20 protein-coding genes are annotated in these 20,655 nt (G+C 58.6%); 8 read left to right on the top strand and 12 right to left on the bottom strand.

Annotation, left to right across the window (positions count from 1 at the left end; all coding sequences use genetic code 11):
- The first annotated feature begins 4 nt into the window (after positions 1-4).
- The 3 genes from clpS to BDE40_RS14110 are packed head-to-tail and all read left to right on the top strand — an operon-like array spanning position 5 to position 2,203.
- On the top strand, positions 5-325 hold the full coding sequence (gene clpS, locus BDE40_RS14120) for an ATP-dependent Clp protease adapter ClpS (protein WP_073145093.1): 321 nt from the start codon (positions 5-7) through the stop codon (positions 323-325).
- 21 nt (positions 326-346) lie between these two features.
- Entirely contained in the window at positions 347-1,357 is a 1,011-nt protein-coding gene (locus BDE40_RS14115) for a class I SAM-dependent methyltransferase (protein WP_134015553.1), read from the top strand.
- 39 nt (positions 1,358-1,396) lie between these two features.
- Positions 1,397-2,203, top strand: a complete 807-nt coding sequence (locus BDE40_RS14110) for an SDR family NAD(P)-dependent oxidoreductase (RefSeq protein WP_134015551.1) — start codon at positions 1,397-1,399, stop codon at positions 2,201-2,203.
- Here BDE40_RS14110 and BDE40_RS14105 read toward each other — a convergent pair.
- Together BDE40_RS14105 and BDE40_RS14100 are read right to left on the bottom strand one after the other, a co-directional pair.
- Positions 2,200-2,769, bottom strand: a complete 570-nt coding sequence (locus BDE40_RS14105; protein ID WP_134015549.1) for a DUF4453 domain-containing protein — start codon at positions 2,767-2,769, stop codon at positions 2,200-2,202. The two genes, BDE40_RS14110 and BDE40_RS14105, sit on opposite strands and share 4 nt — an antisense overlap.
- A gap of 48 nt (positions 2,770-2,817) precedes the next feature.
- Entirely contained in the window at positions 2,818-4,776 is a 1,959-nt protein-coding gene (locus BDE40_RS14100) for a bifunctional 2',3'-cyclic-nucleotide 2'-phosphodiesterase/3'-nucleotidase (RefSeq protein ID WP_134015547.1), read from the bottom strand.
- A gap of 234 nt (positions 4,777-5,010) precedes the next feature.
- Here BDE40_RS14100 and BDE40_RS14095 point away from each other — a divergent pair, with 234 nt between their 5' ends.
- The gene (locus BDE40_RS14095; RefSeq protein WP_134015545.1) at positions 5,011-6,528 is read left to right on the top strand and encodes a malonate--CoA ligase; all 1,518 of its coding nucleotides are present in this window, start codon (positions 5,011-5,013) and stop codon (positions 6,526-6,528) included.
- Between the two features lie 64 nt (positions 6,529-6,592).
- Here the strand turns inward: BDE40_RS14095 and BDE40_RS14090 are convergent, their stop codons facing one another.
- Positions 6,593-7,348 (bottom strand): DUF1013 domain-containing protein, encoded by a 756-nt coding sequence (locus BDE40_RS14090; protein WP_073145080.1) that lies wholly within the window; start codon positions 7,346-7,348, stop codon positions 6,593-6,595.
- Between the two features lie 140 nt (positions 7,349-7,488).
- On the opposite strand from BDE40_RS14090, the gene BDE40_RS14085 reads away from it, so the two are divergent.
- Positions 7,489-8,121, top strand: a complete 633-nt coding sequence (locus tag BDE40_RS14085; protein WP_134015544.1) for a ribonuclease T2 family protein — start codon at positions 7,489-7,491, stop codon at positions 8,119-8,121.
- Between the two features lie 303 nt (positions 8,122-8,424).
- Here BDE40_RS14085 and BDE40_RS14080 read toward each other — a convergent pair whose 3' ends face one another.
- Complete coding sequence (locus BDE40_RS14080) at positions 8,425-9,411, bottom strand: NAD(P)H-quinone oxidoreductase (RefSeq protein ID WP_246030459.1); 987 nt, start codon at positions 9,409-9,411, stop codon at positions 8,425-8,427.
- Positions 9,412-9,420: 9 nt separating this feature from the next.
- Positions 9,421-10,104: a COQ9 family protein gene (locus BDE40_RS14075; RefSeq protein WP_134015542.1), complete on the bottom strand. Its 684-nt coding sequence runs from the start codon at positions 10,102-10,104 to the stop codon at positions 9,421-9,423.
- A gap of 112 nt (positions 10,105-10,216) precedes the next feature.
- Between BDE40_RS14075 and rpsU the strand changes: the two genes are divergently transcribed.
- A complete protein-coding gene (gene rpsU / locus BDE40_RS14070; protein ID WP_073145071.1) occupies positions 10,217-10,423 on the top strand; it encodes a 30S ribosomal protein S21 in 207 nt (68 codons plus the stop codon).
- A 228-nt stretch (positions 10,424-10,651) separates the two neighbouring features.
- On the opposite strand, the gene BDE40_RS14065 is transcribed toward rpsU, so the two are convergent.
- The 5 genes from BDE40_RS14065 to BDE40_RS14045 all read right to left on the bottom strand — a co-directional run bounded on the left by BDE40_RS14065 (position 10,652) and on the right by BDE40_RS14045 (position 14,675).
- Positions 10,652-11,245 (bottom strand): hypothetical protein, encoded by a 594-nt coding sequence (locus BDE40_RS14065; RefSeq protein ID WP_134015540.1) that lies wholly within the window; start codon positions 11,243-11,245, stop codon positions 10,652-10,654.
- A gap of 11 nt (positions 11,246-11,256) precedes the next feature.
- Positions 11,257-11,391 carry an aa3-type cytochrome c oxidase subunit IV gene (locus tag BDE40_RS14060; RefSeq protein WP_073145064.1) on the bottom strand — a complete coding sequence of 45 codons (135 nt, stop codon included), beginning with the start codon at positions 11,389-11,391 and terminating at the stop codon, positions 11,257-11,259.
- Between the two features lie 87 nt (positions 11,392-11,478).
- Positions 11,479-11,937 (bottom strand): DUF6173 family protein, encoded by a 459-nt coding sequence (locus tag BDE40_RS14055; protein ID WP_134015538.1) that lies wholly within the window; start codon positions 11,935-11,937, stop codon positions 11,479-11,481.
- Between the two features lie 3 nt (positions 11,938-11,940).
- The gene (locus BDE40_RS14050; protein ID WP_246030458.1) at positions 11,941-12,972 is read right to left on the bottom strand and encodes an MBL fold metallo-hydrolase; all 1,032 of its coding nucleotides are present in this window, start codon (positions 12,970-12,972) and stop codon (positions 11,941-11,943) included.
- Positions 12,969-14,675: an acyl-CoA dehydrogenase gene (locus BDE40_RS14045; protein ID WP_134015536.1), complete on the bottom strand. Its 1,707-nt coding sequence runs from the start codon at positions 14,673-14,675 to the stop codon at positions 12,969-12,971. Before BDE40_RS14045 ends, BDE40_RS14050 begins: the two co-directional genes overlap by 4 nt.
- A gap of 141 nt (positions 14,676-14,816) precedes the next feature.
- On the opposite strand from BDE40_RS14045, the gene BDE40_RS14040 reads away from it, so the two are divergent.
- Positions 14,817-15,758: an L-threonylcarbamoyladenylate synthase gene (locus BDE40_RS14040; protein ID WP_134015534.1), complete on the top strand. Its 942-nt coding sequence runs from the start codon at positions 14,817-14,819 to the stop codon at positions 15,756-15,758.
- Here the strand turns inward: BDE40_RS14040 and BDE40_RS14035 are convergent.
- Positions 15,750-16,319, bottom strand: coding sequence for a YqgE/AlgH family protein (locus BDE40_RS14035; RefSeq protein ID WP_134015532.1), 570 nt, complete (start codon positions 16,317-16,319; stop codon positions 15,750-15,752). The genes BDE40_RS14040 and BDE40_RS14035 overlap by 9 nt on opposite strands.
- A gap of 125 nt (positions 16,320-16,444) precedes the next feature.
- Between BDE40_RS14035 and BDE40_RS14030 the strand changes: the two genes are divergently transcribed.
- On the top strand, positions 16,445-17,269 hold the full coding sequence (locus BDE40_RS14030; protein WP_134015530.1) for a protein-disulfide reductase DsbD domain-containing protein: 825 nt from the start codon (positions 16,445-16,447) through the stop codon (positions 17,267-17,269).
- On the opposite strand, the gene BDE40_RS14025 is transcribed toward BDE40_RS14030, so the two are convergent.
- The gene (locus tag BDE40_RS14025) at positions 17,266-20,652 is read right to left on the bottom strand and encodes an efflux RND transporter permease subunit (RefSeq protein ID WP_134015528.1); all 3,387 of its coding nucleotides are present in this window, start codon (positions 20,650-20,652) and stop codon (positions 17,266-17,268) included. The genes BDE40_RS14030 and BDE40_RS14025 overlap by 4 nt on opposite strands.
- Between the last annotated feature and the right edge of the window lie 3 nt (positions 20,653-20,655).

Here is a 20,655-nt window from a genome sequence, read left to right as displayed (position 1 = left end):
CACCATGTCTGACAAGGATGACAACCCAGAGGGGGATACCTCTGTTGTCACCAAGACAAAGCCAAAAACCAAGCGGCCACCTATGTATAAGGTGATGCTGCTCAATGACGACTATACTCCTATGGAGTTTGTCGTGTTGGTGCTGGAAAAATTTTTCGGCCTCAACCACGCGCAGTCGGTCGAGATTATGCTGACGGTCCATAAAAAGGGACTGGCGGTTGTTGGCGTGTTCGCGTTCGAAATCGCGGAAACCAAAGTGGCGCAGGTTATGGAATCAGCCCGCCGCAACCAGCATCCACTGCAATGCACCATGGAGAAAGAGTAGGCCCAGCGCCTACCGCCCCCTATGACAGAAACTCGTTTTTCACTGGCGCTGGACCAAGACCTCCTGAGCCTGCCCGAAGGGGATGTCGCCGTGCTGAACGCAGCGGGCGATATGGACTTTGACTTTGCAGACACCAGCCGCCTGCATCTGACCCAAAGCTTCTATCCAGACTACCAGTCACTGTCGTCGCGCGGGTTCAATGTCAGCGTTGATGCTGCCGCACCTGTGGCTGCCAGTTTGGTGATGTGCCACCGCTCGAAACCTTCCACGTTCGATTTGATCGCCCGCGCTTTGAGCCAAACGGCCACTGGCGGCATCGTCGCCATTGAAGGCGCCAAGACCGATGGCGCGGAATCGGTGCTCAAAGCTGTGCGCGCGCGTTTTGACGGGGTGGAGACCTATTCCAAGGCCCACGGCAAGCTGTTCTGGTTCGCGCGTCCCGAGACATTGCCCGACTTGTCTGATTGGATCGCCAATCCCATCACCGTTGACGGTGGCTTCACCACCTATCCGGGCGTGTTCTCGTCTGATGGTATCGACAAGGGCTCTGCGCTGCTTGCTCAGCACCTACCCGACTTCAAAGGCCCGGTGGCAGATCTTGGAGCCGGTTGGGGCTACTTAGCTCGCAAAATTCTGAGCTCCGAAGGTGTCACATCGCTTGATTTAGTCGAGGCCGATCACCACGCACTGGAAGCCGCCAAGCTCAACATCACCGACCCCCGCGCCGCGTTTCATTGGGGCGATGTGACCTATCATGTGGGCAGCAATTATGCAGCCGTGGTGTCGAACCCGCCGTTCCACCTTGGCCGCAAACCCGCGCCGGAGCTTGGGCAAATGTTCATCCGCCGCGCCGCGGACATGCTTATGCCCAAAGGACAATTCTGGATGGTTGCCAACCGCAACCTCCCCTACGAGCAGACCCTGAACGAGCGTTTCGGGCAAGTCGACACCATTGCCCAAACGGCGGGTTTCAAGGTGATCTGCGCCCGCCGCCCGATGAAGGCACCGCAAAGCGCTCGCGCTAAGCGTTGAATCACCCTAGTTTGACCGAATCCAACCGGAGACATTCCAATGTCATTTTCCATTGCTGGTAAGACCGCCATTATCACCGGCGCTGCAAACGGGGTCGGTCTCGCGATTGCCCGGCACTTCATTGCCGAGGGAGCCAATGTCATGATGGCCGACCGCGACGAAGAGCATCTGCGCGCCGAAATGGGTGATATTGCCGATGACGATGGCAGCGCGCGCATCTTTTCGTGCGACCTGCGCGAAAAGCTTAGTCAGGCCAATCTGCTATCCGCCACCATCGACGCCTTTGATCGCGTCGACATTCTGGTCAACGCGTCACGCCAAGTACTGCCCACAGACCCGATGGACGACGAAGACGACTCCGTGGAGCAATTGCTGCAACAGAACCTGATGTCCGGCCTGCGGCTTAGCCAGTTGATCGCCAAGCGCATGATCAAGCAAGCCGAGGGTGCGGATGAAGGGGAGATGGCCGGCTCTATCGTGAATTTGTCGTCCATTGCTGCCCGCAGATCACGGCCCGGACTGATGGGATACTCGATTTCCTGTGCCGCTCTCGACCAGATGACGCGAACCCTTGCGATTGCGCTGGCCCCGAACCGCATTCGGGTCAATGCCGTCGCCTTCGGCTCGGTGATGAGCGCCAGCTTGAAAAGCTCGTTGAAAGAAACCTCCGACCTTCGGGAAGACATCATCGAACATACGCCGCTGGGGCGCATCGCGCCCGCGAATGAAGTCGCTGAGGCTGTGCAGTTTCTCTGCTCCCCCGGCGCAAGCTTCATCACCGGCGAAATCATGACTGTCGACGGTGGCCGCGCGCTTCTGGATCCGGTCGGAACCGCAGCGCACTAACCGGCCACGGCTTCACACTGCGCCCAGAAATCGACGTTCACCCATCCAAGCAGCGGGCTGGGTGAGCTTGTGTCAGCGGTTCCATAAGACACAAACTGCCACCCCTCGAACATCGAGTAATAAGCCAGCCCAATAGTGTCGCCGGCGCGGATACGCCCGATTTGTGCGGTTTGCTCGCTGGCCCCTGTGAAAACAGCAATATCCGCGCCGCGGTAGCCCAAGCAGCTGCTTTCAAGACCGTCGTTGACGGCGACATCAACCAGCTTGCGGCGTAGATCGAGCCGGTCCAGATCGAGATAAGTGGCTTTCGTGTTGATCTTGCAGCCCCAACGCGCCTCTTCCTCGCGGATCGCGGAGACGGTATTTGCCGCCCCCGGCGACAATTTGGGAACGGTCGAGGTCGTGCAGTCGCCATTGTAGAATATCGATTTCCCAAGTGGTGAGGCAAAGCAATACCCCGCTTGATCAAACAGGTGATTGCGTGACCACCAGAGGTCCGCACACGGTTCATCCGCGAACGCAGGTAAAGGGATCAGGGCGATCAGGAGCAGGGAGAGATATTTCATAGGCCTAAACAGACCACTCCCCCCGCTCCCGTCAAGTGTTTCGCCGTTCTACAATGCGATGCGGAATCGCGCGAACCCGTCAGGGCCGTCACCCGCTGGCTCTATCTTCACGCTAGTTACGTCACCTATGTATTTTGAAGCCGCGGGCCCTGTGTCAAACAGCACCGACGTGCCTTCCAGCGGTGCGAAGGTCCAGTTTGCATCAGCACGCGGACTGACGGTGCCTTTGTCGACGATGTAGCGCACGATCACGTCACGGTTGGTGTCCGGCCCTTCAAATACGATGGTATCTCCCGTGCCGGGGAAGCTGCCCCCGCCGGACGCACGGTAGTTGTTCGTGGCGATAATGAACTCCTGCGCGGGGTCAATCGGCTTGCCCCCGAATGTCAGGTTCACAATGCGGTTGGCGTCCGGGTTCTGAGGTTCCCCCTTGGAGGTAAATTTGGACGGCTGGGACAGGTCGATCTGGTATTCCACCCCGTCGATCACGTCGAAATTGTAGCTGGGGAATTCGGGGTTCAGAAGCACCTGATCGGGCTGCCCCGCCTCCACCTGATTGAACATGCCCGCAGAGCGTTCCAGCCAGTCCTTCACCTGCGCTCCTGTCACACGCACTGCGCGCACAGTGTTTGGATACAGGTACAAATCCGCCACGTTCTTGATCGCCACGTCACCCACCGGCACGTCAGTGAAATACTCCGGTCCACCACGGCCACCAGCCTTGAAGGGTGCCGCGGCTGACAGGATCGGCAGGCCTTCATGCTCAGTACCTTTCAGCTGATCGGCGATATACCAAACCTGCGCGTTGGACACGATCTGCACCGACGGGTCATCCGCCACCAATGCAAAGTAGCTGTGCAAGGCCGCGTCGGTCTTGCCCACTGCACGGCGCACGTATGCCAGCGTTTCCTCATGCTCCTTTGCGACCGAGGCCAGTACCGCCTCGTCGCTTTCCACCAGCGCGGTGACCGAACGGTCCTCATTGCGCTGCGAGATCGGGCGTGCTTCCGACATATGTGAGACGATCTTCCACTCGTTACCAGACCGCTCCAGCATCAGGTCGATCACCCCAAGGTGCGATCCCCAGAAGCCGCCCATCGTGGCGGGTTTGCCGTGTAGCGTGCCTTTCTCGGCATCAACGCCCGCAAACTCCTCATATTTCAGGCCGGGGAAGACCAGGTGGCTATGCCCCGTCATGATCGCGTCAATGCCGTCAACCATCGCCAGCGGCACGGAGGCGTTCTCCATCCCGTCCGTGTGATCCGCTGCCCCGATGCCGGAGTGGCTAAGCGCAATGATAATATCCGCCCCCTGCTCTTTCATCATCGGCACATAGGCCTTGGCAGTGTCCACAATATCGCGCGCCTGCACGTTGCCTTCCAGATGCTTGCGGTCCCAGTTCATCACCTGCGGTGGCACGAAGCCGATCAGGCCAACCTTGATTGGATGGCTGTTGCCCTCGCCGTCATTAACGGTCCGGTCCAGAATGACGAATGGCGGCAACAAGGTTTTGTCCTTGGTCGGCTCGGCGCCCATTTCCTTGACGATATTGGCCGACACCACGGGGAACTCGGCCCCTGCCAGTGCTTTGGTCAGGAACTCCAGCCCGTAGTTGAATTCGTGGTTCCCCAAGGTCGACCCATCAAAACCCACGGCATTCATCGCCTGAATGACGGGGTGCATGTCGCCCTCCTTCATGCCGCGCTCATAGGCGATGTAGTCGCCCATCGGGTTGCCTTGCAGGAAATCGCCATTGTCGAGCAGCATGGAGTTCGTCGCTTCCGCGCGAATGCCATCAATGATGGTCGCCGTGCGGGCCAGCCCCACCGTGTCGATGGGCTTGTCGGCGTAGTAGTCATAAGGGAAGACATGGACGTGCAGATCGGTCGTCTCCATGATCCGCAAATGCGCCTGATTGGCAGCGGCGCGTGCCGAGAACGGGTGAACTGCGATCAGGGCGGCGGTGCCAATCAGGAAGTGGCGGCGATCTAGCGTCAATTTGGTCATGTCGTTTTCCCCTTTGTATTTTTCCGATTGAGCAACGGATTACCTGAGTCTCACAACAAGTTTCTGACATGGCCGGAGTTTTGCGCCCAAATTGGCCTGTTGCCCGTCGCCAGACATGCCAATGCGGGGCGCAGCCCTAGTGGGTAAATTTCGGAAAATGGTTGCAGCCGCAGCAGAGGTGCAGGCATTTGGTGTTCGATCCCCATCGGCGGTAGCCGCGCGAAAGGAAACATGATGGCAAATCCACTTTACGACGAACTTTTCGGGATTCACGCCGGACAGCCCACACCCTTTTTGCACCTCACTGACGGGACAATTATCACCCACACGGATTTCCTCGCCACGGCCGCACGCATCGCGTCACTCACCGCGCTGATCGGCTTGAAAGCGGGTGACCGGATCGCTGTGCAAGTCCAGAAATCCCCAGAGGCGCTTGCCCTTTATGCTGCCTGCGTCCAAGCCGGATTGATCTTCCTGCCCTTGAACACCGCCTACACCGTCGAAGAGTTGACCTATTTCATCGAGAACAGCGGCGCGGCGCTAATCGTCTGTGATGGCGCGAACCAAGAGAAGCTAGCCACCTTGGCTTCGCGCTTGGGCGCGCAGGTTGAAACGCTGAACGGCGACGGGTCCGGTAGCCTGATGGCGAAAGCCGCCTCGATGCCAAGGGAGTTTGCAACGGTGGACCGCAACTCCGATGATCTGGCGGCGTTACTCTACACATCCGGTACGACCGGCCGTTCCAAAGGGGCAATGCTGACGCAGGACAACCTGCTGTCAAATGCCCGAACTCTGGTTGAGGAATGGCGCTTCACCGCCAACGACGTCTTGCTGCACGCCTTGCCGATTTTCCACACGCACGGGCTTTTTGTGGCGACCAACGTGACGCTAGTCGCAGGTGGCAGCATGATCTTCCTGCCGAAGTTCGACACCGACGAGATGATAGACCTGTTGCCCGATGCAACCACCCTGATGGGCGTTCCGACCTTCTACACACGGCTGCTGTCCGACGCCCGCTTCACGCGAGACCTAACCCAGCATATGCGCCTGTTTGTGTCCGGCTCCGCCCCGTTGCTGGCGGAAACGCATGTCCAGTTCGAGGACCGTACCGGTCACCGAATCCTCGAACGCTATGGCATGACCGAAACCAACATGAATACGTCCAACCCTTATGACGGCGACCGGCGCGCGGGCACGGTGGGCTTCCCCCTGCCCGGCGTAGAGTTGAAAATCACCAACCCTGAAAATGGTGCAACGCTTCCAGAAGGCGAGATTGGCCAGATTGAGGTACGTGGGGCCAATGTGTTCAAGGGATACTGGCACATGCCGGAGAAGACTGCCGCCGAGCTTCGTGACGACGGCTACTTCATCACTGGCGATCTTGGGAAGGTCGATTCTGACGGCTATGTGCACATCGTCGGTCGCAACAAGGATTTGATAATCTCGGGTGGCTACAACATCTATCCGAAGGAAATTGAGCTGGTTCTCGACGAGCAGCCCGGTGTCGCGGAAAGCGCGGTGATCGGAGTGCCACACCCAGATTTTGGCGAAACCGTGTTGGGGGTCATCATCCCCCAAGCAGACCAATCTCCGGATCTGGACGGAATACTGGACACCTTAAGCCAGTCACTCGCGAAGTTTAAACTCCCCCGCAAGCTGGTGGTGTTGGACGAGTTGCCACGCAACACGATGGGCAAGGTGCAAAAAAACATTCTGCGCGATCAGTACGACACTCTGTTTACCGGCACATAAGCCACCACGAAAAACGCCGCCACCCATAGGGCAGCGGCGCAATCGTCAGCATCGCTAAATAAGATCAATCGTCGTCTTCATCCGCGCTTGGCGCGTCTGGCAGGTTGAACAGGCTGTCGGCATCCACCAGCAGGTTGTCATCCTCTTCCTCGTCCGCATCGTCATTGCCAGACAAGGTAAATGTCTCCAGACCCGAAATCGCTGTAGGCAGCTCAGGCTCGGGCGCTTGCCCCAACGATTGCTCGGTGGAAACGAGCTTGCGGCGCTCCTCGTCGGACAGGGCGGTGCCCTCTTTCAGGCGCTTGGCATTGGCCTTTTGCACAGCGGCGTCCAGCTCGGACTGTTTGCACAGGCCCAAGGCAACCGGATCAATCGGCTGGATATTCGAGATGTTCCAGTGCGTCCGCTCGCGGATCGCGTTGATCGTTGGCTTGGTCGTCCCGACCAGCTTGGACACTTGACCGTCCGACAATTCGGGGTGGAACTTCACCAACCACAGGATCGACGCGGGGCGGTCCTGACGCTTTGACAGCGGCGTATAGCGCGGGCCACGGCGGACTTCTTCACCCTCGGCAGCAGCGTTGTATTTCAGCTGGAGGCGGTATTTCTTATCTTCCTCGGCCTTGTCGATTTCTTCTTGCGTCAGCTGGTTGTTCGCAATCGGGTCAAACCCCTTCACACCTTGCGCCACATCGCCGTCTGCAATGCCTTGAACTTCCAGCTCGTGCAGGCCGCAAAATTCAGCGATTTGAATGAAGGTCAATGTGGTGTTGTCCACGAGCCAGACGGCGGTGGCTTTCGCCATAATGGGTAGTGCCATTTTGCTTTCTCCTAATTGCCGCATCTGCGGACACATCTTCCCCGTCACCCGGCTTAGGGGCTGTTCCGTTTGGAACAAGTTCGTGATGTTGGGGAACTTGGACGCTATATAGGGGCGGATTGATCGTAGGGGAAGAGAAAATGCGCATCTTGTTACTTGGCCTGCTGATCTGGGGGGCACCGCTATGGGCCGAAGGAGAGCGCGCCGGTAGGTTTGACTACTATGTCCTTTCGCTCAGCTGGTCGCCCACATGGTGCGCATTGGAAGGCGACGCACGCGGGGCGGATCAATGCGATGACCGGCACGACTTCGGCTGGACACTTCACGGGCTTTGGCCCCAGAACGAGCGCGGCTGGCCATCCTATTGCCGCACCGTGGAACGTGATCCTTCCCGCGGGCAGACCAAAGCCATGGCTGACATCATGGGGTCAGGGGGGCTTGCTTGGCATCAATGGAAAAAGCACGGGCGATGCTCGGGACTGTCATCTGACGCGTATTTCGAGATTTCGCGCCGAGCCTATGCGTCGCTTACCCGTCCTGCGGTGTTTCGAAAGCTCAAGGACCCCGTCAAATTGCCCGCAAAGGTAATTGAGGAAGCATTTCTAGAATCAAACCCGCGATTGTCTCCGGATATGATCACAATAACCTGCAAGAATCGCCGTATTCAGGAGGTGCGCCTCTGCCTGAACAAGGATCTGGAACCTAGAACCTGCGGAAAAGATGTAAATAGAGACTGCTCTATGAAAGACGCGCTATTCGCTCCAATTCGCTGAAAATATACAATATTTTAGGTTTCGCGCTTATCGGAAGGTTACCAAAAACCTATTGTTTCCAAATTCGCCCTTATTATTTTATCGTCAGGTATGGTATTCCATACCTGTGCGTTACTTCCTGGGGGAAGGAATCATTGTTTTTTTAAACGCCGGATTTGGTGAAATTTGCGCTCGGGTATAGCGCGTCACTTATATCTGGAACTTGGCATCTACTGTCAGGAATGGTCACGAGTTTTGTAGCTCTTTGGGCAACCAAAGATTTAGGCGGTTCAAGCCGGGTCGCCCCCGACCCGGCTTAATTTTTCAAACCTTCAACACGATTTTTCCGATATGCGCAGAGCTTTCCATGTGCGCATGCCCCTTTGCGGCGTCATCCAAAGCAAACTCACTATCCATAACCGGCGCAATGCGGCCCGCTTCGATCAGCGGCCAAACCTTGTGCTTCAGCTCCTCAGCTATCCGCGCCTTCGCAAGATCGCTTTGCGGGCGCAAGGTCGAGCCTGTGATGGTCAGGCGTCGCATCATAACCTGGGCAAAGTTCAGCTCGACCTTCGGGCCCTGCAAAAACGCGATTTGCACCAACCGTCCGTCATCCGCCAACGCGCGTATGTTCCGCGGAAGGTAGTCTCCGCCGACCATATCAAGGATCAGGTTTGCTCCACCTTCGGCTTTCATCACCTCGACAAAATCAACGTTGCGATAGTTCATTGCCTGCTCCGCGCCCAGCTTCAAACAGGCGTCGCATTTCTCATCCGATCCGGCGGTCGTGAAAACGCGTGCGCCCATGGCGTTCGCCAGTTGAATGGCCGTGGTCCCGATGCCGGAAGATCCACCATGCACCAAGAACCGCTCCCCTGCTTGCAGGCCACCGCGCATGATCACGTTGGAGTAAACCGTAAAGAATGTCTCTGGCAGCGCTGCTGCTTGAGACATGCTCAACCCCGACGGAACAGGCAGGCAATGCGCGGCAGGCGTCCGGACATATTCGGCATAGCCACCACCCGGTAGCAGCGCGCAAACCTCGTCCCCGACACTCAAACCGGATACTCCATCTCCAAGGGCTGCGATAATCCCCGCGCCCTCTAGCCCGGGAAGGGGCGAGGCCCCTTTCGGCGGATCATACATGCCAGCGCGCTGTAGCGCGTCAGGCCGGTTTACGCCTGCATAGGCCAGCTTGATCAGCACCTCGCCATAGCGTGGGCTGGGAAGCGGCATCATCGCCGGTTGCAGGACCTCTGGCGCGCCGGGCTTGGTGATCTCCACAACCCGCATCATTTCTGGAAGCGACATAAGCAGTCCTTATTTAGAGTTAGTGTGGCCGGGCAGGTCTGAATCAAACCCGGACCCCGGCGCCTTGAGTTGCGACAACAGCCAGTTCGGCCCTGCCATCAGCTTGGAGGCCACGGGGTTCGCGTTCACTTGTGCTTTAACCTTCTCGAATTGCATCACGTTGTCGATGCGTCGGTCAAGAAACTCCCAGGTCGCCGCGTGATCTTCGCTTTCGTCACCCAACCAGAACAACACAGTTGCACCATAGACAGCCGAGAGTGTCGCGCGTTTCGTGTACCAGTTGTGGTCCTTGGATTGGTCTCCCAAGGCCGTCCAAATGGCGTCAGCGGTGCCCCATATTAGCTTGGCACCGTCGGCCGCATTCATTGGCAAGGCGAACAGCGCAGAGCCGCGGCGCACCGCTTCCTTGTCTACGGCTGCTGCTTCCAAGCGGTAACGCACACCAGCCGCGATTCGGTCGCGAAACCGCATCGACATCAGGTTTTCCGATTTCAGGCGTGCCACCATCTGCGCGTCGCCCCGCTTGTGGAACGCAATTGCCAGATCCAGAGCCCCGCGCGGATATATCGACTTCGCCAACCCCGGATCAATGTCGCAGTCTTCAATTGCTGCGTCGAATGTCTCTTTCGACCAGCCGTCAAAGGCGACGTGCGGCAGGCTTGCGTCAAGGATTTTGGTCTTCAGGTCTTCCATAGCGGGCTCCTTTCGGGTGCATACTTCCTTGGTAGACAAGTTAGAGCGGCTTTGCTATATCGCCACTTCCTGCAATCTTGCAAAATCTAACCTAGGAAGGTGGTGACACCACATGCAGGTAAGCGTTCGCGACAACAACGTCGATCAGGCTCTCCGCGCTCTGAAGAAGAAACTTCAGCGTGAAGGCGTTTTTCGGGAAATGAAGCTCAAGCAACATTTCGAAAAGCCGTCTGAGAAGAAAGCACGCGAGAAAGCCGAAGCAATTCGCCGTTCCCGCAAGCTGGCTCGTAAGAAGCTCCAGCGCGAAAACGGCGGGTAGACCCCGACTTTTCAGCACAAGAATAACGACCCCCGCAGCGCAAGCCGCGGGGGTTTGTTTTTTTTGGGAGCAAGCGCAACAACGCCTCAACGGGTAGACAGCAGGATACCCACTGGCACCGCGTAACCGCAGGCCGGAACTACCCCCCCCTCACAGCTCGACAATGCCCTTCCATGACTGCCTTTTAGCGATCTGGAATGTGCAAAATCTGTGAGTTTGGCTTTGCGCTTATGCGCCGCCCGGAAGTTTGGCAGAATTGTCGTCAGGATCGTCGTCATACACCTTGCGGGTTTTGACGCCCGGGAACTTGGCGAAGGCTTCCATCGTCTTCACGGGGAAAAACGTAGATTTGATGCTCTCAAATCCAGGCAACCGGCCAAGAATGGCGCTGGTTGATTGCGAACAGGATGCTTTTGAAACCGCGCCGTAGCCAGCCGCTTCTTTGATCGCCTGCTCTGCGACTTCGGGCGAAACCTGAAGCTCTTGCAGCACTGTGTGGTAGGTCTCACGGGTGTGGTAATCCACGTAAACGTCGACCATGCGGTCGGTCATTCCGTAGTGCAGGTCATTGCGTTCTGGCGCGTTAGGGCTCCACCATGTGCCTGCCGGATCCCAAACGACCCGTTGAGACCCGTTAATTAGCAGGCCCGTATGGCCACCCGCACCAGACCGGTTGTTTATCACTGTGATCAAAGTAATCGAAGACGGGCCGTTGTGCCGGTAGGCCTTGGCACGGACTTCTTCTTCCGGCGCCCAAACAGGTTCAGCGCCGCAGGCTGCTAAAAAAGCAACCAGCCACAATGATAAAAACAATCGTTTCATTTGTGATCGGATTACCCGTTCACCATCGCCAGCAGAACCAGAAAGATCAGGATGCCGATGACCGCGTATGTGGTGAATTTCACGAAACCCGCGAAGGTCTTTTCGTGGTCGCTGGTATCCATGGAGCCATGTTTGTGCTCAGCCATTGGTCTTCTCCGTTGTTGGCGTTTGGGGTGAAGTAGCGGATTCTCTCACCGCTGTCACGCGTCAGGGGGCCGCGGACACAGGAAAGGTCATGCTTTTTCCAGAACTTCCGCCAGCCTGAACCCAATGCGGTTAGGTTCGGGCTGATCCACATGCTTGGGCAGCGCCCGCAATTGCACGTTCAACTGGCTGACATGCTGGATTTGTTGTGTCCGTGCGCCGCCCAAATCCGCACCATAAAAAGTAATGACATCAGGTGCATAGAATCCGATCCCCTCGATGCGCATGACGCCCGTGTCGCCCCCCACGAAGCCCATCGCAATCTCATGGTCGTTATCGAGCTTTTCCTCGAAATTCTTGATGTAGAGGATTATCCGCTCGTAAGCCCATTCCGCTGGTGATTTCTGCTCTATCGGCGTTTTGCACATCGACTCGGGGAGCGGCTCTTCTTCGGGCGTCGGGCTACAGTCATTTACGTGAACGACACCCGCCCGGCGCAATGCAGAGGCTTCAACCACCTCTGCAGTGGTCTCGATTTTGTCGTCCATAAGTCAGGCCCCTTTGCGCTGGTAAACATATGCCCCATCTTCGCGCAAAGACCGGGTCGCTTGTCCAGCCAAATATAAGTGAGCACAATGCGCCACGCTTTCGACCAAAGCCAACCCGTATTCGCCGCCACGAATTTCGCGCTTGAACAGCGGCAGGAAACACTCATGAGCGGTTTTGGGTGTGTCGAGGTGTTGTAATAGCCGCTCCAACGCGCCGTGGTGGTTGTCGATCAGTTGCCGCATCCGCAGCGGCAGGCCGGTAAACGGTAGCTTGTGGCCGGGCAGAACCAGCTGCTCCGGCATGGCATAAGCTCCCAACCGCTCGCAGGCCTCCAGCCAGTCTGAAACGGGATCGGCCTCCGGCTCGGTCGGGTAAACGCCCAAGTTCGGGCTGATTGACGGCAGCAACTGGTCGCCGCCCAATACGACGCCATCCGCCCACAAGGTCGCGTGTTCCGGAGCGTGGCCATTGCCCATGCGCACTGTCCAGTCCCGACCGCCTGCACTCAGCATGTCACCTTCACGGACACGTCGATATCCAAGCGGCATTGGCGCAACGCAATCGGCAAAATTGAATGGTCGCTCAGCTGCCCGTTGCGCAAAAATCGCAGGCTCCATACCGGCGCGTTTCCAGAACTGTAGGGATTCCGCTGTTGGACGATCCTGCTCGTCCAGCACCAGCATCCGCGCCATGAGCCATGCAGTGCGCGTTGTCACCAGTTCCGAACCATGTTCGGACTGGAACCAACCCGCCATGCCGATATGGTCGGGATGGTGATGGGTCACGATCACGCGGCGGACCGGCTTGCCTTTCAGCGGCCCGACAAGAAGCTTTTCCCAAATCGCCACGCCGCGTTTGGAATGAAACCCTGTGTCCACAATCGTCCACGCATCCCCGTCATCCAACGCATAGATATTGACGTGGTCCAGCTTCATCGGCAGCGGCAGACGCATCCAAAGGATGCCTTCCGCGACCTCTATCGCTTCGCCCTCTGCGGGGATATCGGGGAACGGGTAGCGGAGCGTTTCGCTCAAGCCACCAAATCCTCTTCGCTCAAGGCATATAGGTCATCTGCCCCTTGGCGCGCTTGATCAGCCAGACTTCCATGCTCCGGCAAAAGGCGCTGAATGTAGATTGTCGCCAAACGCCCGCGCGCACCGTCCAAGCCCGCAGCGTTCGCAGCACAGAGGTGGTAGTAGCCCCCCAGAACACGCGCAAACATACGCAGATAGGAAACAGCGCCTGCAAACCGGTCATTCAACTCCTGCTCAACCAACCATTCGGTGGTTTCGCGCAGGGTTTCAGCTGCAGTGAATACAGGGCCAGCCAGCTCCGGCATCGTTGCTTTGCAGCTTTCTGCATAAGCCTCGATCTCGTCGATCAGGGCATAAGCGGCCTCGCCGCCGTCCATCATTTTACGTGCCACAAGGTCCATCGCCTGAATGCCATTTGTGCCCTCGTAAATCGCCGTCACCCGCACGTCGCGCAGGTATTGCGCAGCACCGGTTTCCTCGATGAAGCCCATGCCGCCATGGACTTGAATGCCTTGTTGCGCGACCTCGATACCGGTGTCGGTGCCGAACGCCTTGGCGATCGGTGTTAGCAAGGCGGCGCGGGCAGTCCATTCAGGGGCGCCTGTGGCCGTTTGCATATCAATCGCCGCCGCACAGGCCGCTGCAATCGCGCGGGCCACGAACACATCCGCCTTCATCTGCGCCAGCATCCGGCGCACGTCGGCATGGCCCAAGATCGTCTCGCCCTCTGCCGCTTTGCCCTGCTTGCGCTCCTGTGCATAAGAAAGCGCATGTTGATAAGCAGCCTCAGCCACCGCGATACCCTGCCCGCCGACGCCAACGCGGGCGTTGTTCATCATGGTGAACATTGCCGCCATGCCACCATGGGGCTTGCCCACCAGCCAGCCAGTTGCTCCGTCATATTGCATCACAGCAGTCGGCGAGCCGTGCAGGCCCATTTTATGTTCCAATGACACCACTTTCAGCGAATTCGCCACGCCGGGTTTGCCGTTCTCGTCGGGGATCAGTTTGGGGACCATGAACAGCGAAATGCCCTTCGTGCCCGGCACGCCGTCAGGCAAACGGGCCAGCACCAAGTGGCACACGTTCTCGCTGAAGTCGTTATCAGCCCAGCTGATGTAGATTTTCTGACCGGAGATCGCGTAAGTGCCGTCGCCATTGTCCTCGGCCTTCGACTTCAACGCGCCCACGTCAGATCCCGCCTGTGGCTCTGTAAGGTTCATGGTGCCGCACCATTCGCCCGAGATCAGCTTCGGTAGGTAAAGGTCCTTGATCGCGTCGGACGCATGATGCTCAAGCGCTTCGATCTGGCCTTGGCTCATCAGCGGATTCAGCTGCAACGCAAGGCAGCTACCGCCCATCATTTCGTTTACCGCATTCTGGATGGAGAACGGCAACCCCATGCCGCCATATTCGGGGCTGGCGGCCATGCCGATCCAGCCACCTTCCGCGATGGCCTTGTAGCCGTCCGCAAACCCCGGTGATGTCCGCACGACACCGTTTTCCAGCTTGGCGGGGTGTAGGTCGCCATTTCGGTTCAACGGCGCAAGGACCTCGTTCGACATTTTGGCGGCTTCATCAAGAATTGCCGAAACCATGTCCGGTGTCGCCTCCGCAAAACGTTCGGTTGCAGCGACCTCGTCGAACCCGACGACATGGTCGAGCAGGAATTGGTAGTCAGCGGCAGGGGCACGATAAGGCATATTCAGTCCTCGAATAGGTGTCACACGGCTTTGCAACGGGCCGTCGGATCAGATAAGGGGTCCATCATCAATACCGTTCACTGTGCCGCTCCGACGCCAAGGCATCAAGCAAAACGCAACGTCAAAATTGGGCCATCCCTTATGACCGACCTCGACACGCTTTTACTTGGCCACGCCGATTTGGCCAAGGCCGCCAAGATGTTGCAATCGGGGCAGCTTGTCGCCTTCCCCACAGAAACGGTCTACGGCTTGGGCGCAGATGCGCGAAATGGCACAGCCGTCGCCGCCATTTACGCCGCCAAGGGGCGGCCCAGTTTCAACCCGCTGATCGTCCATGTTGCCAGCATGGAAAAAGCCGAAGCGCTGGCCCATTTCGACCATGACGCCCGCGCTTTGGCGCAAGCGTTCTGGCCCGGCCCGTTGTCATTGGTCCTTCCCCTGAAGGACGGACACGGGCTGTCGTCACTCGTCACCGCAGGTCTTGATACCGTCGCCATACGGATGCCCGCACAGCCCTTGGCCCGCGACTTGCTTGCGCTAGCCGACTGCCCAGTCGCCGCCCCTTCGGCAAACCCGTCCGGCCAGATCAGTCCTACAACCGCAGCGCATGTGTTGGCGGGCCTGTCAGGCCGGATCGACGCGGTGTTGGATGACGGCCCGTGCGACGTTGGCGTGGAAAGCACTATTGTTGCTACGATCCCTGTTCGCCTGCTACGTCCCGGCGGCTTGCCCGTAGAGGCGTTGAACGCCGCTTTGGGCAGCCCGATCGCCGAGGACACCAACCCCGACACGCCCAGCGCGCCCGGTCAGCTAGTTTCGCATTACGCCCCGAATGCCCGCGTGGCGCTCAATCAAACCGACGGTGCTTTCATGTTGGGGTTCGGGGCGATCGACGGGCAGCTCAACCTCTCGCCCTCCGGTGATCTGCACGAGGCGGCCGCCAATCTGTTTGCGATGTTGCGTCAGATGGACGGGTTGGCCTCCGACACGGACACGATCCACGTCGCACCGATCCCGACGACGGGGCTTGGCCTCGCGATAAATGACCGCCTGACCCGTGCGGCAGCGCCAAGATCAGGCTGAGCCGCCGCCCGGTGACAAGAGCAACGGGTTGATCCCCAACAGGTCAAGCGCGCCCGTCCATTTGGCCTCGTTAGCACCTTTGAACACCAAATCGCTGTCTGCATCACAAATCAGCCAGCCATTGCGCTGAATCTCGTCTTCGAGCTGCCCCGGTCCCCAGCCAGCATAGCCCATTGTCAGTAGGCACCGTTCCGGCCCCTCGCCCAGCGAGATGTCTTCCAGAATATCAAGCGTTGCGGTCAGCCCGTAACCGCCTTCAATGGTCATCGTGCTGTCGTCGCTGTGGTAGTCCGGCGAATGCAGCACGAACCCGCGTCCGTAATCCACCGGCCCGCCAACATGTACCCTGATCTCGCGGGAGCGCGGCGCTTCGGGGATGTCCAACTGCTTCAGCAGGTCGTTAAACTTCAAATCCCGCGCGGGCTTGTTGACGATAAGCCCCATCGCCCGCTCCTCGGAGTGGGAACACATAAAGATCACGGACCGCTCGAAGCGCGGGTCACCCATATCCGGCATCGCGATCAGCAGCTTGCCTGCCAGCTTGGTCGAATCAAAACTCATGCCTTCAAGTTGGCGGCAAGCTGCGGTTCATTCAAGCGACCTTAAGAGCGCAGGTCGCAACTTGTGTCAGCGCATCGCTTAAACGTGAGTTTATTGTCATATTCGGAACGGCTATCGACGTTGCAATGACACTCAACCGCATTACCCAGTTCCTGGCAACTTGTGCCGCCAGCCTCGCATTGATTGCCCCTGCGACGGCGCAGGTCGTGCAATATGATGCGTCCGATGTGGTAAAAGTGACGATGCTGAACGGGTGGCGCGCTGATGGTGGGCGGCATTTCGCTGCGCTCAAGTTCGATCTGGCACCCGGCTGGAAAACCTATTGGCGCGCACCGGGGGATGGTGGCTTTCCCACGCAGTTGAACTGGTCGTCGTCGCAAAACCTTGAGAATGTAACGATCCTTTGGCCAAAGCCGCAGGTGTTTCGCCAGAACGGCTTGCGCTCCATCGGGTATCACAACGAATTCGTTCTGCCCCTCGCATTTCAAGCAATCTCTGATGGTCCCATCTTCGCGGAGGGCCAACTGAATTTCGGCGTTTGCGACGAATTCTGCCTTCCCGTGACGCTCGACCTGCACCTGATGTTACCGCCCGAGCAAACAACACCCGTCGAGGAAATTGCGGCGGCCTTGCGAAAGCAGCCGATCAACCCAGCGCAGGCCATGGTGCGACAGGTCCAATGCCGGGTGTCTTTCCGCGATGGACGCGGACGAATTGACGTCGAACTGGTCATGCCGCCGTTGGAGGGAAAAGGCGAAGCGATGGTGATCGAAGCGTCAGAGCCAAGCCTTTGGATCAGCGAGCCGTTCGTCACACGCATAGGTGGCACCCTACGCGCAACAGCCGAGGTGATCACCCGCAGTGGCAAGCCGTTTCGCATGAATTTGAACCACGTCCGACTTACTGTTCTGACGACCCAACGCGCGGTCGACATCCACGGCTGTTCCTAGGTCTGTTTTCGACGCAAGGTGCCATGCGCCACCGCGGCAACCAGCCAACTGATTGTCAGCAATACGCCGGTTCCCGCCAAAAACAGCAGAAGCGCTAAGGACGCCTGAGAGCCACCCCCTCCAATGCCAGCCAGCGGACCCGGAAGGGAGCCGCTGAAAATTGCGCTGCCCAATGTCGCGGCAAAAAGCCCAACGACAGCAGCGACCAGTGCGAAAGTCACCCAACGAAGGCCACCCGCGGATTGAACCGCGCGGCGCAGTGCCTTCACCTGCCTCGATACATCCGCCTGCATGGCCATCAGGGACGGAACAACCAGCAGCACCAACACCAGCCCGAAGCCAAGCCCGTAGCACAGCGTCACCACCGTCGGCTTCAGAAATTGCGCCTGTGACGATGTCTCGAACAAGAGCGGTGCAAGACCCAGAACCGTCGTCAAAGTCGTCAGCAAAACAGGCCGCAACCGGTCCGATGCGCCGTCAATGATCGCCGGAATCAAGCCCCGTTCCTGCGCGTATTCATCCACCGTCGAGACCAGAACAATCGAGTCGTTGATGATGATGCCCGTCATGCCGATCAGCCCGACCACCGTGAACATCGACAGCGGAATATCCCAAGCGTTGTGGCCATAAATTGTCCCGACAAGCCCGAACGGGATAATCAGCATAATGACGATGGGCCGCGTCCAGCTGGAGAACACCCACGCCAGTGTCAGATATATGCCGATCAGGCAAAACAGGAAGCCAAGACCGGCATCCGTCAGGAACTCCGCTTCTTGTTCGGCCAAGCCGGACATGTTGGTGGCCACCCCGAAATCCTGCTCGATCATCGGCAAAATGGTGTCTTTCAGGCTCGCCATGATCTCTTCGGCGCGCACGGGGTCGTCCTCGGAAATGTCGCCCGTCACTGTCACCAGCCGTATGCCGTTCTCCCGCCGCACCGTGGAGAACCCCGATTGCCGGACAACGGCCACGATGTCGCTTAGCGGGACATATTCGCCGGACTGCGCACGCAGGAACGTCCGCTCCAGAAAATCGGCTGTCAGCTCACCTTTAGGGAGTTCAACACGGATCGCGGCGGAACGCGGACCGTCGGGATAAGTCGCGGCCTCGATGCCATTTAGCCGGTTGCGCAATACGCGCCCCAAACCGTCGATGGTGAAGCCCAAGGCTTGGCCTTGCGCAGTCAAATCAAGGATCAGCTCTTCCTTGTCATAGGCAAGATTATCCTCAAGCGCCGAGACTTCCGAGAATTTGGCGAGGGCCGTTTTCAACCCCTCCGCCGCCTGCTTCAACGTCTCGGCATCTGCGCCGTATATCTGCACGTCCAGCGCATCACCGCCCGGCCCCGAGCGCCATCCTCGGAAGCTGACGGTCTCCAGCATCGGATGACGGCGCACCGCATCCTGCAACTCGCCCACGAACTGGAAGCTGGAGTAAGACCGCAGGTCGGCGTCGATCAATTCGATCGCAATCGAGCCAAGCTGGTCGCTGTCCTTGGTTTCCTGTCCGGCCAAGCCGCGCCCTGTGGTGCCGCCGACCTCGGCCAGCACGTAGTCGATGGGGTTGCGCCCGTGCTCCGCCTCGTATGTCGCGGCCAGCTCGTCAGTGGCGCGCTGCATTTCGCGCATCATTTCGATGGTGTCGTCGCGGGTTGCCCCCGGTAGCATGGCAAAGTTGCCAGAAATGGAGCCTCGTTCAGGCGCGTTGAAGAACCGCCAAGTCACGTCGCCTTTAATGAACAACGCGGCCTGCGACATCAGCAAAAGCAACGCACCTGCCATCACCGGATAGCGCGCCCAGATTACACCCGCGATGAAGGGGCGGAAGACATTCTCCCGTACCCAGTCAAACCCGCGCGTTACGGTGCGCGATGGCCAGTCATACCAGCGCTGCTTCGCTTGTGCGGCCAAGGCATGGGACATGTGGTTCGGCAAAATCAGGAAGCACTCTACCAGCGACGCCAGCAAAACCACGATCACGGTAAACGGAATGTCCGCGATCAGATCACCGAAACGCCCGCCAACAGCGACCAAGCCGAAGAACGCGATTACCGTGGTGATTGTCGCCGCAAACACCGGCTGCGCCATGCGCCGCGCCGCATTTTCCGACGCGGTGGCCGGATCCTCGCCCAGTCTTGAGGCCCTAAAATCGGCGTGTTCCCCCACCACGATGGCATCATCGACCACGATCCCGAGCGTGATAATCAACGCAAAAAGCGAGATCATGTTGATGGTAATGCCCGCCGCATACATCAGCGCAATAGCCCCCAGCATCGCGACGGGAACACCGGCGGCCACCCAGAACGCGGTGCGGGCATTGAGAAACAGGAACAGCAGCAAGACCACCAGCCCAAGCCCGACCAGCCCGTTGTCAAGCAGGATGTTCAAGCGTCCGGTGATCGCCTCTGAGCGGGTGCGGATCAGGTCGACTTTGGTGCCTTCGGGCAGCGTCAGTTCCAGATCTTCCGCGACCTTCTGAACCGTCTCCTGAATGGCAATGGCGTCACCACGGTTGCTACGATCGACCCTGACGGAAACCGCAGGGTTCTCCCCCACAAAATAGGCTCGCTCGCGGTCTGTTCCTTCGACAAAAATGCTCGCCACATCACCAATTGTCAGCTTGGAGCCGTCAGCATTGGACCGCAGAACGATCCCTGAAATCTGGTCTGCGCTGCGCTTGGCAACCCCCGTGCGCACACGGGCATTCGCTCCGTCCACGTCACCCGCCGGATCGGCAGAGGCCTCGCCGCGAATGGCTTCGGCAATCTCGGCCATGGTGACGTCGTTGCGGATCAGCGACAGCGAGGACACCTCGACAATCGTTTCGGGAGCAGCCACGCCCCGAATGGTGGCCCGCGTCACACCCGCCGCAAACAGTCGCGTTACAAATTCGTCGGCAAACCGCCCCAACTGGTCGACGGAGACAGGGCCGGTAATGACGACATCCGTCACCCTGTCGCGCCACGCCCCTCGCCGCACATTCGGCTCTTCGGCGTCGTCAGGCAGGTTCGATACGCTGTCGACCGCCACTTGCACGTCATCCGCAGCACGCGACATGTCCCAATCAGGCTCGAACTCAAGGCTGATATTGGCGCTGCCTTCGCGCGATTGGGAGCTGGAGCTTTCCACCCCCTCAACGGACAACAACGCAGGTTCCAGCAGCTGGACAATCGCCCCATCGACATCGTCCGCGCCAGCCCCGTCCCACTGCACGCTGACCGAGACGTTATCAATCACAACATCCGGAAAAAACTGCGTGTTCATGCGCGGCACGGCGGCTGCACCAATCGCGATCATCATCACCAGCAACAGGTTCGCCGCGGTGCGGTGGCGCGTAAAGTAGGAAAGCACTCCGCCAGTTTTGGATGCGATGACATCCCTCATGGC

This window comes from Litoreibacter halocynthiae (assembly GCF_004365635.1).
GTDB classification, from domain to species: Bacteria; Pseudomonadota; Alphaproteobacteria; order Rhodobacterales; family Rhodobacteraceae; genus Litoreibacter; species Litoreibacter halocynthiae.
This window is presented reverse-complemented; position numbering and strand designations above follow the sequence as displayed.

What these genes read in the sequence shown, in the direction of transcription:
- BDE40_RS14100 (WP_134015547.1), bottom strand. Translation starts at nt 4,776, where the DNA reads ATGACCAAATTGACGCTAGATCGCCGCCACTTCCTGATTGGCACCGCC.
- BDE40_RS14030 (WP_134015530.1), top strand. Translation starts at nt 16,445, where the DNA reads ATGACACTCAACCGCATTACCCAGTTCCTGGCAACTTGTGCCGCCAGC.
- clpS (WP_073145093.1), top strand. Translation starts at nt 5, where the DNA reads ATGTCTGACAAGGATGACAACCCAGAGGGGGATACCTCTGTTGTCACC.
- BDE40_RS14040 (WP_134015534.1), top strand. Translation starts at nt 14,817, where the DNA reads ATGACCGACCTCGACACGCTTTTACTTGGCCACGCCGATTTGGCCAAG.
- BDE40_RS14060 (WP_073145064.1), bottom strand. Translation starts at nt 11,391, where the DNA reads ATGGCTGAGCACAAACATGGCTCCATGGATACCAGCGACCACGAAAAG.
- BDE40_RS14095 (WP_134015545.1), top strand. Translation starts at nt 5,011, where the DNA reads ATGGCAAATCCACTTTACGACGAACTTTTCGGGATTCACGCCGGACAG.
- BDE40_RS14035 (WP_134015532.1), bottom strand. Translation starts at nt 16,319, where the DNA reads ATGAGTTTTGATTCGACCAAGCTGGCAGGCAAGCTGCTGATCGCGATG.
- BDE40_RS14045 (WP_134015536.1), bottom strand. Translation starts at nt 14,675, where the DNA reads ATGCCTTATCGTGCCCCTGCCGCTGACTACCAATTCCTGCTCGACCAT.
- BDE40_RS14080 (WP_246030459.1), bottom strand. Translation starts at nt 9,411, where the DNA reads ATGTCGCTTCCAGAAATGATGCGGGTTGTGGAGATCACCAAGCCCGGC.
- BDE40_RS14085 (WP_134015544.1), top strand. Translation starts at nt 7,489, where the DNA reads ATGCGCATCTTGTTACTTGGCCTGCTGATCTGGGGGGCACCGCTATGG.
- BDE40_RS14090 (WP_073145080.1), bottom strand. Translation starts at nt 7,348, where the DNA reads ATGGCACTACCCATTATGGCGAAAGCCACCGCCGTCTGGCTCGTGGAC.
- BDE40_RS14105 (WP_134015549.1), bottom strand. Translation starts at nt 2,769, where the DNA reads ATGAAATATCTCTCCCTGCTCCTGATCGCCCTGATCCCTTTACCTGCG.
- BDE40_RS14075 (WP_134015542.1), bottom strand. Translation starts at nt 10,104, where the DNA reads ATGGAAGACCTGAAGACCAAAATCCTTGACGCAAGCCTGCCGCACGTC.
- BDE40_RS14025 (WP_134015528.1), bottom strand. Translation starts at nt 20,652, where the DNA reads ATGAGGGATGTCATCGCATCCAAAACTGGCGGAGTGCTTTCCTACTTT.
- BDE40_RS14055 (WP_134015538.1), bottom strand. Translation starts at nt 11,937, where the DNA reads ATGGACGACAAAATCGAGACCACTGCAGAGGTGGTTGAAGCCTCTGCA.
- BDE40_RS14065 (WP_134015540.1), bottom strand. Translation starts at nt 11,245, where the DNA reads ATGAAACGATTGTTTTTATCATTGTGGCTGGTTGCTTTTTTAGCAGCC.
- BDE40_RS14115 (WP_134015553.1), top strand. Translation starts at nt 347, where the DNA reads ATGACAGAAACTCGTTTTTCACTGGCGCTGGACCAAGACCTCCTGAGC.
- rpsU (WP_073145071.1), top strand. Translation starts at nt 10,217, where the DNA reads ATGCAGGTAAGCGTTCGCGACAACAACGTCGATCAGGCTCTCCGCGCT.
- BDE40_RS14110 (WP_134015551.1), top strand. Translation starts at nt 1,397, where the DNA reads ATGTCATTTTCCATTGCTGGTAAGACCGCCATTATCACCGGCGCTGCA.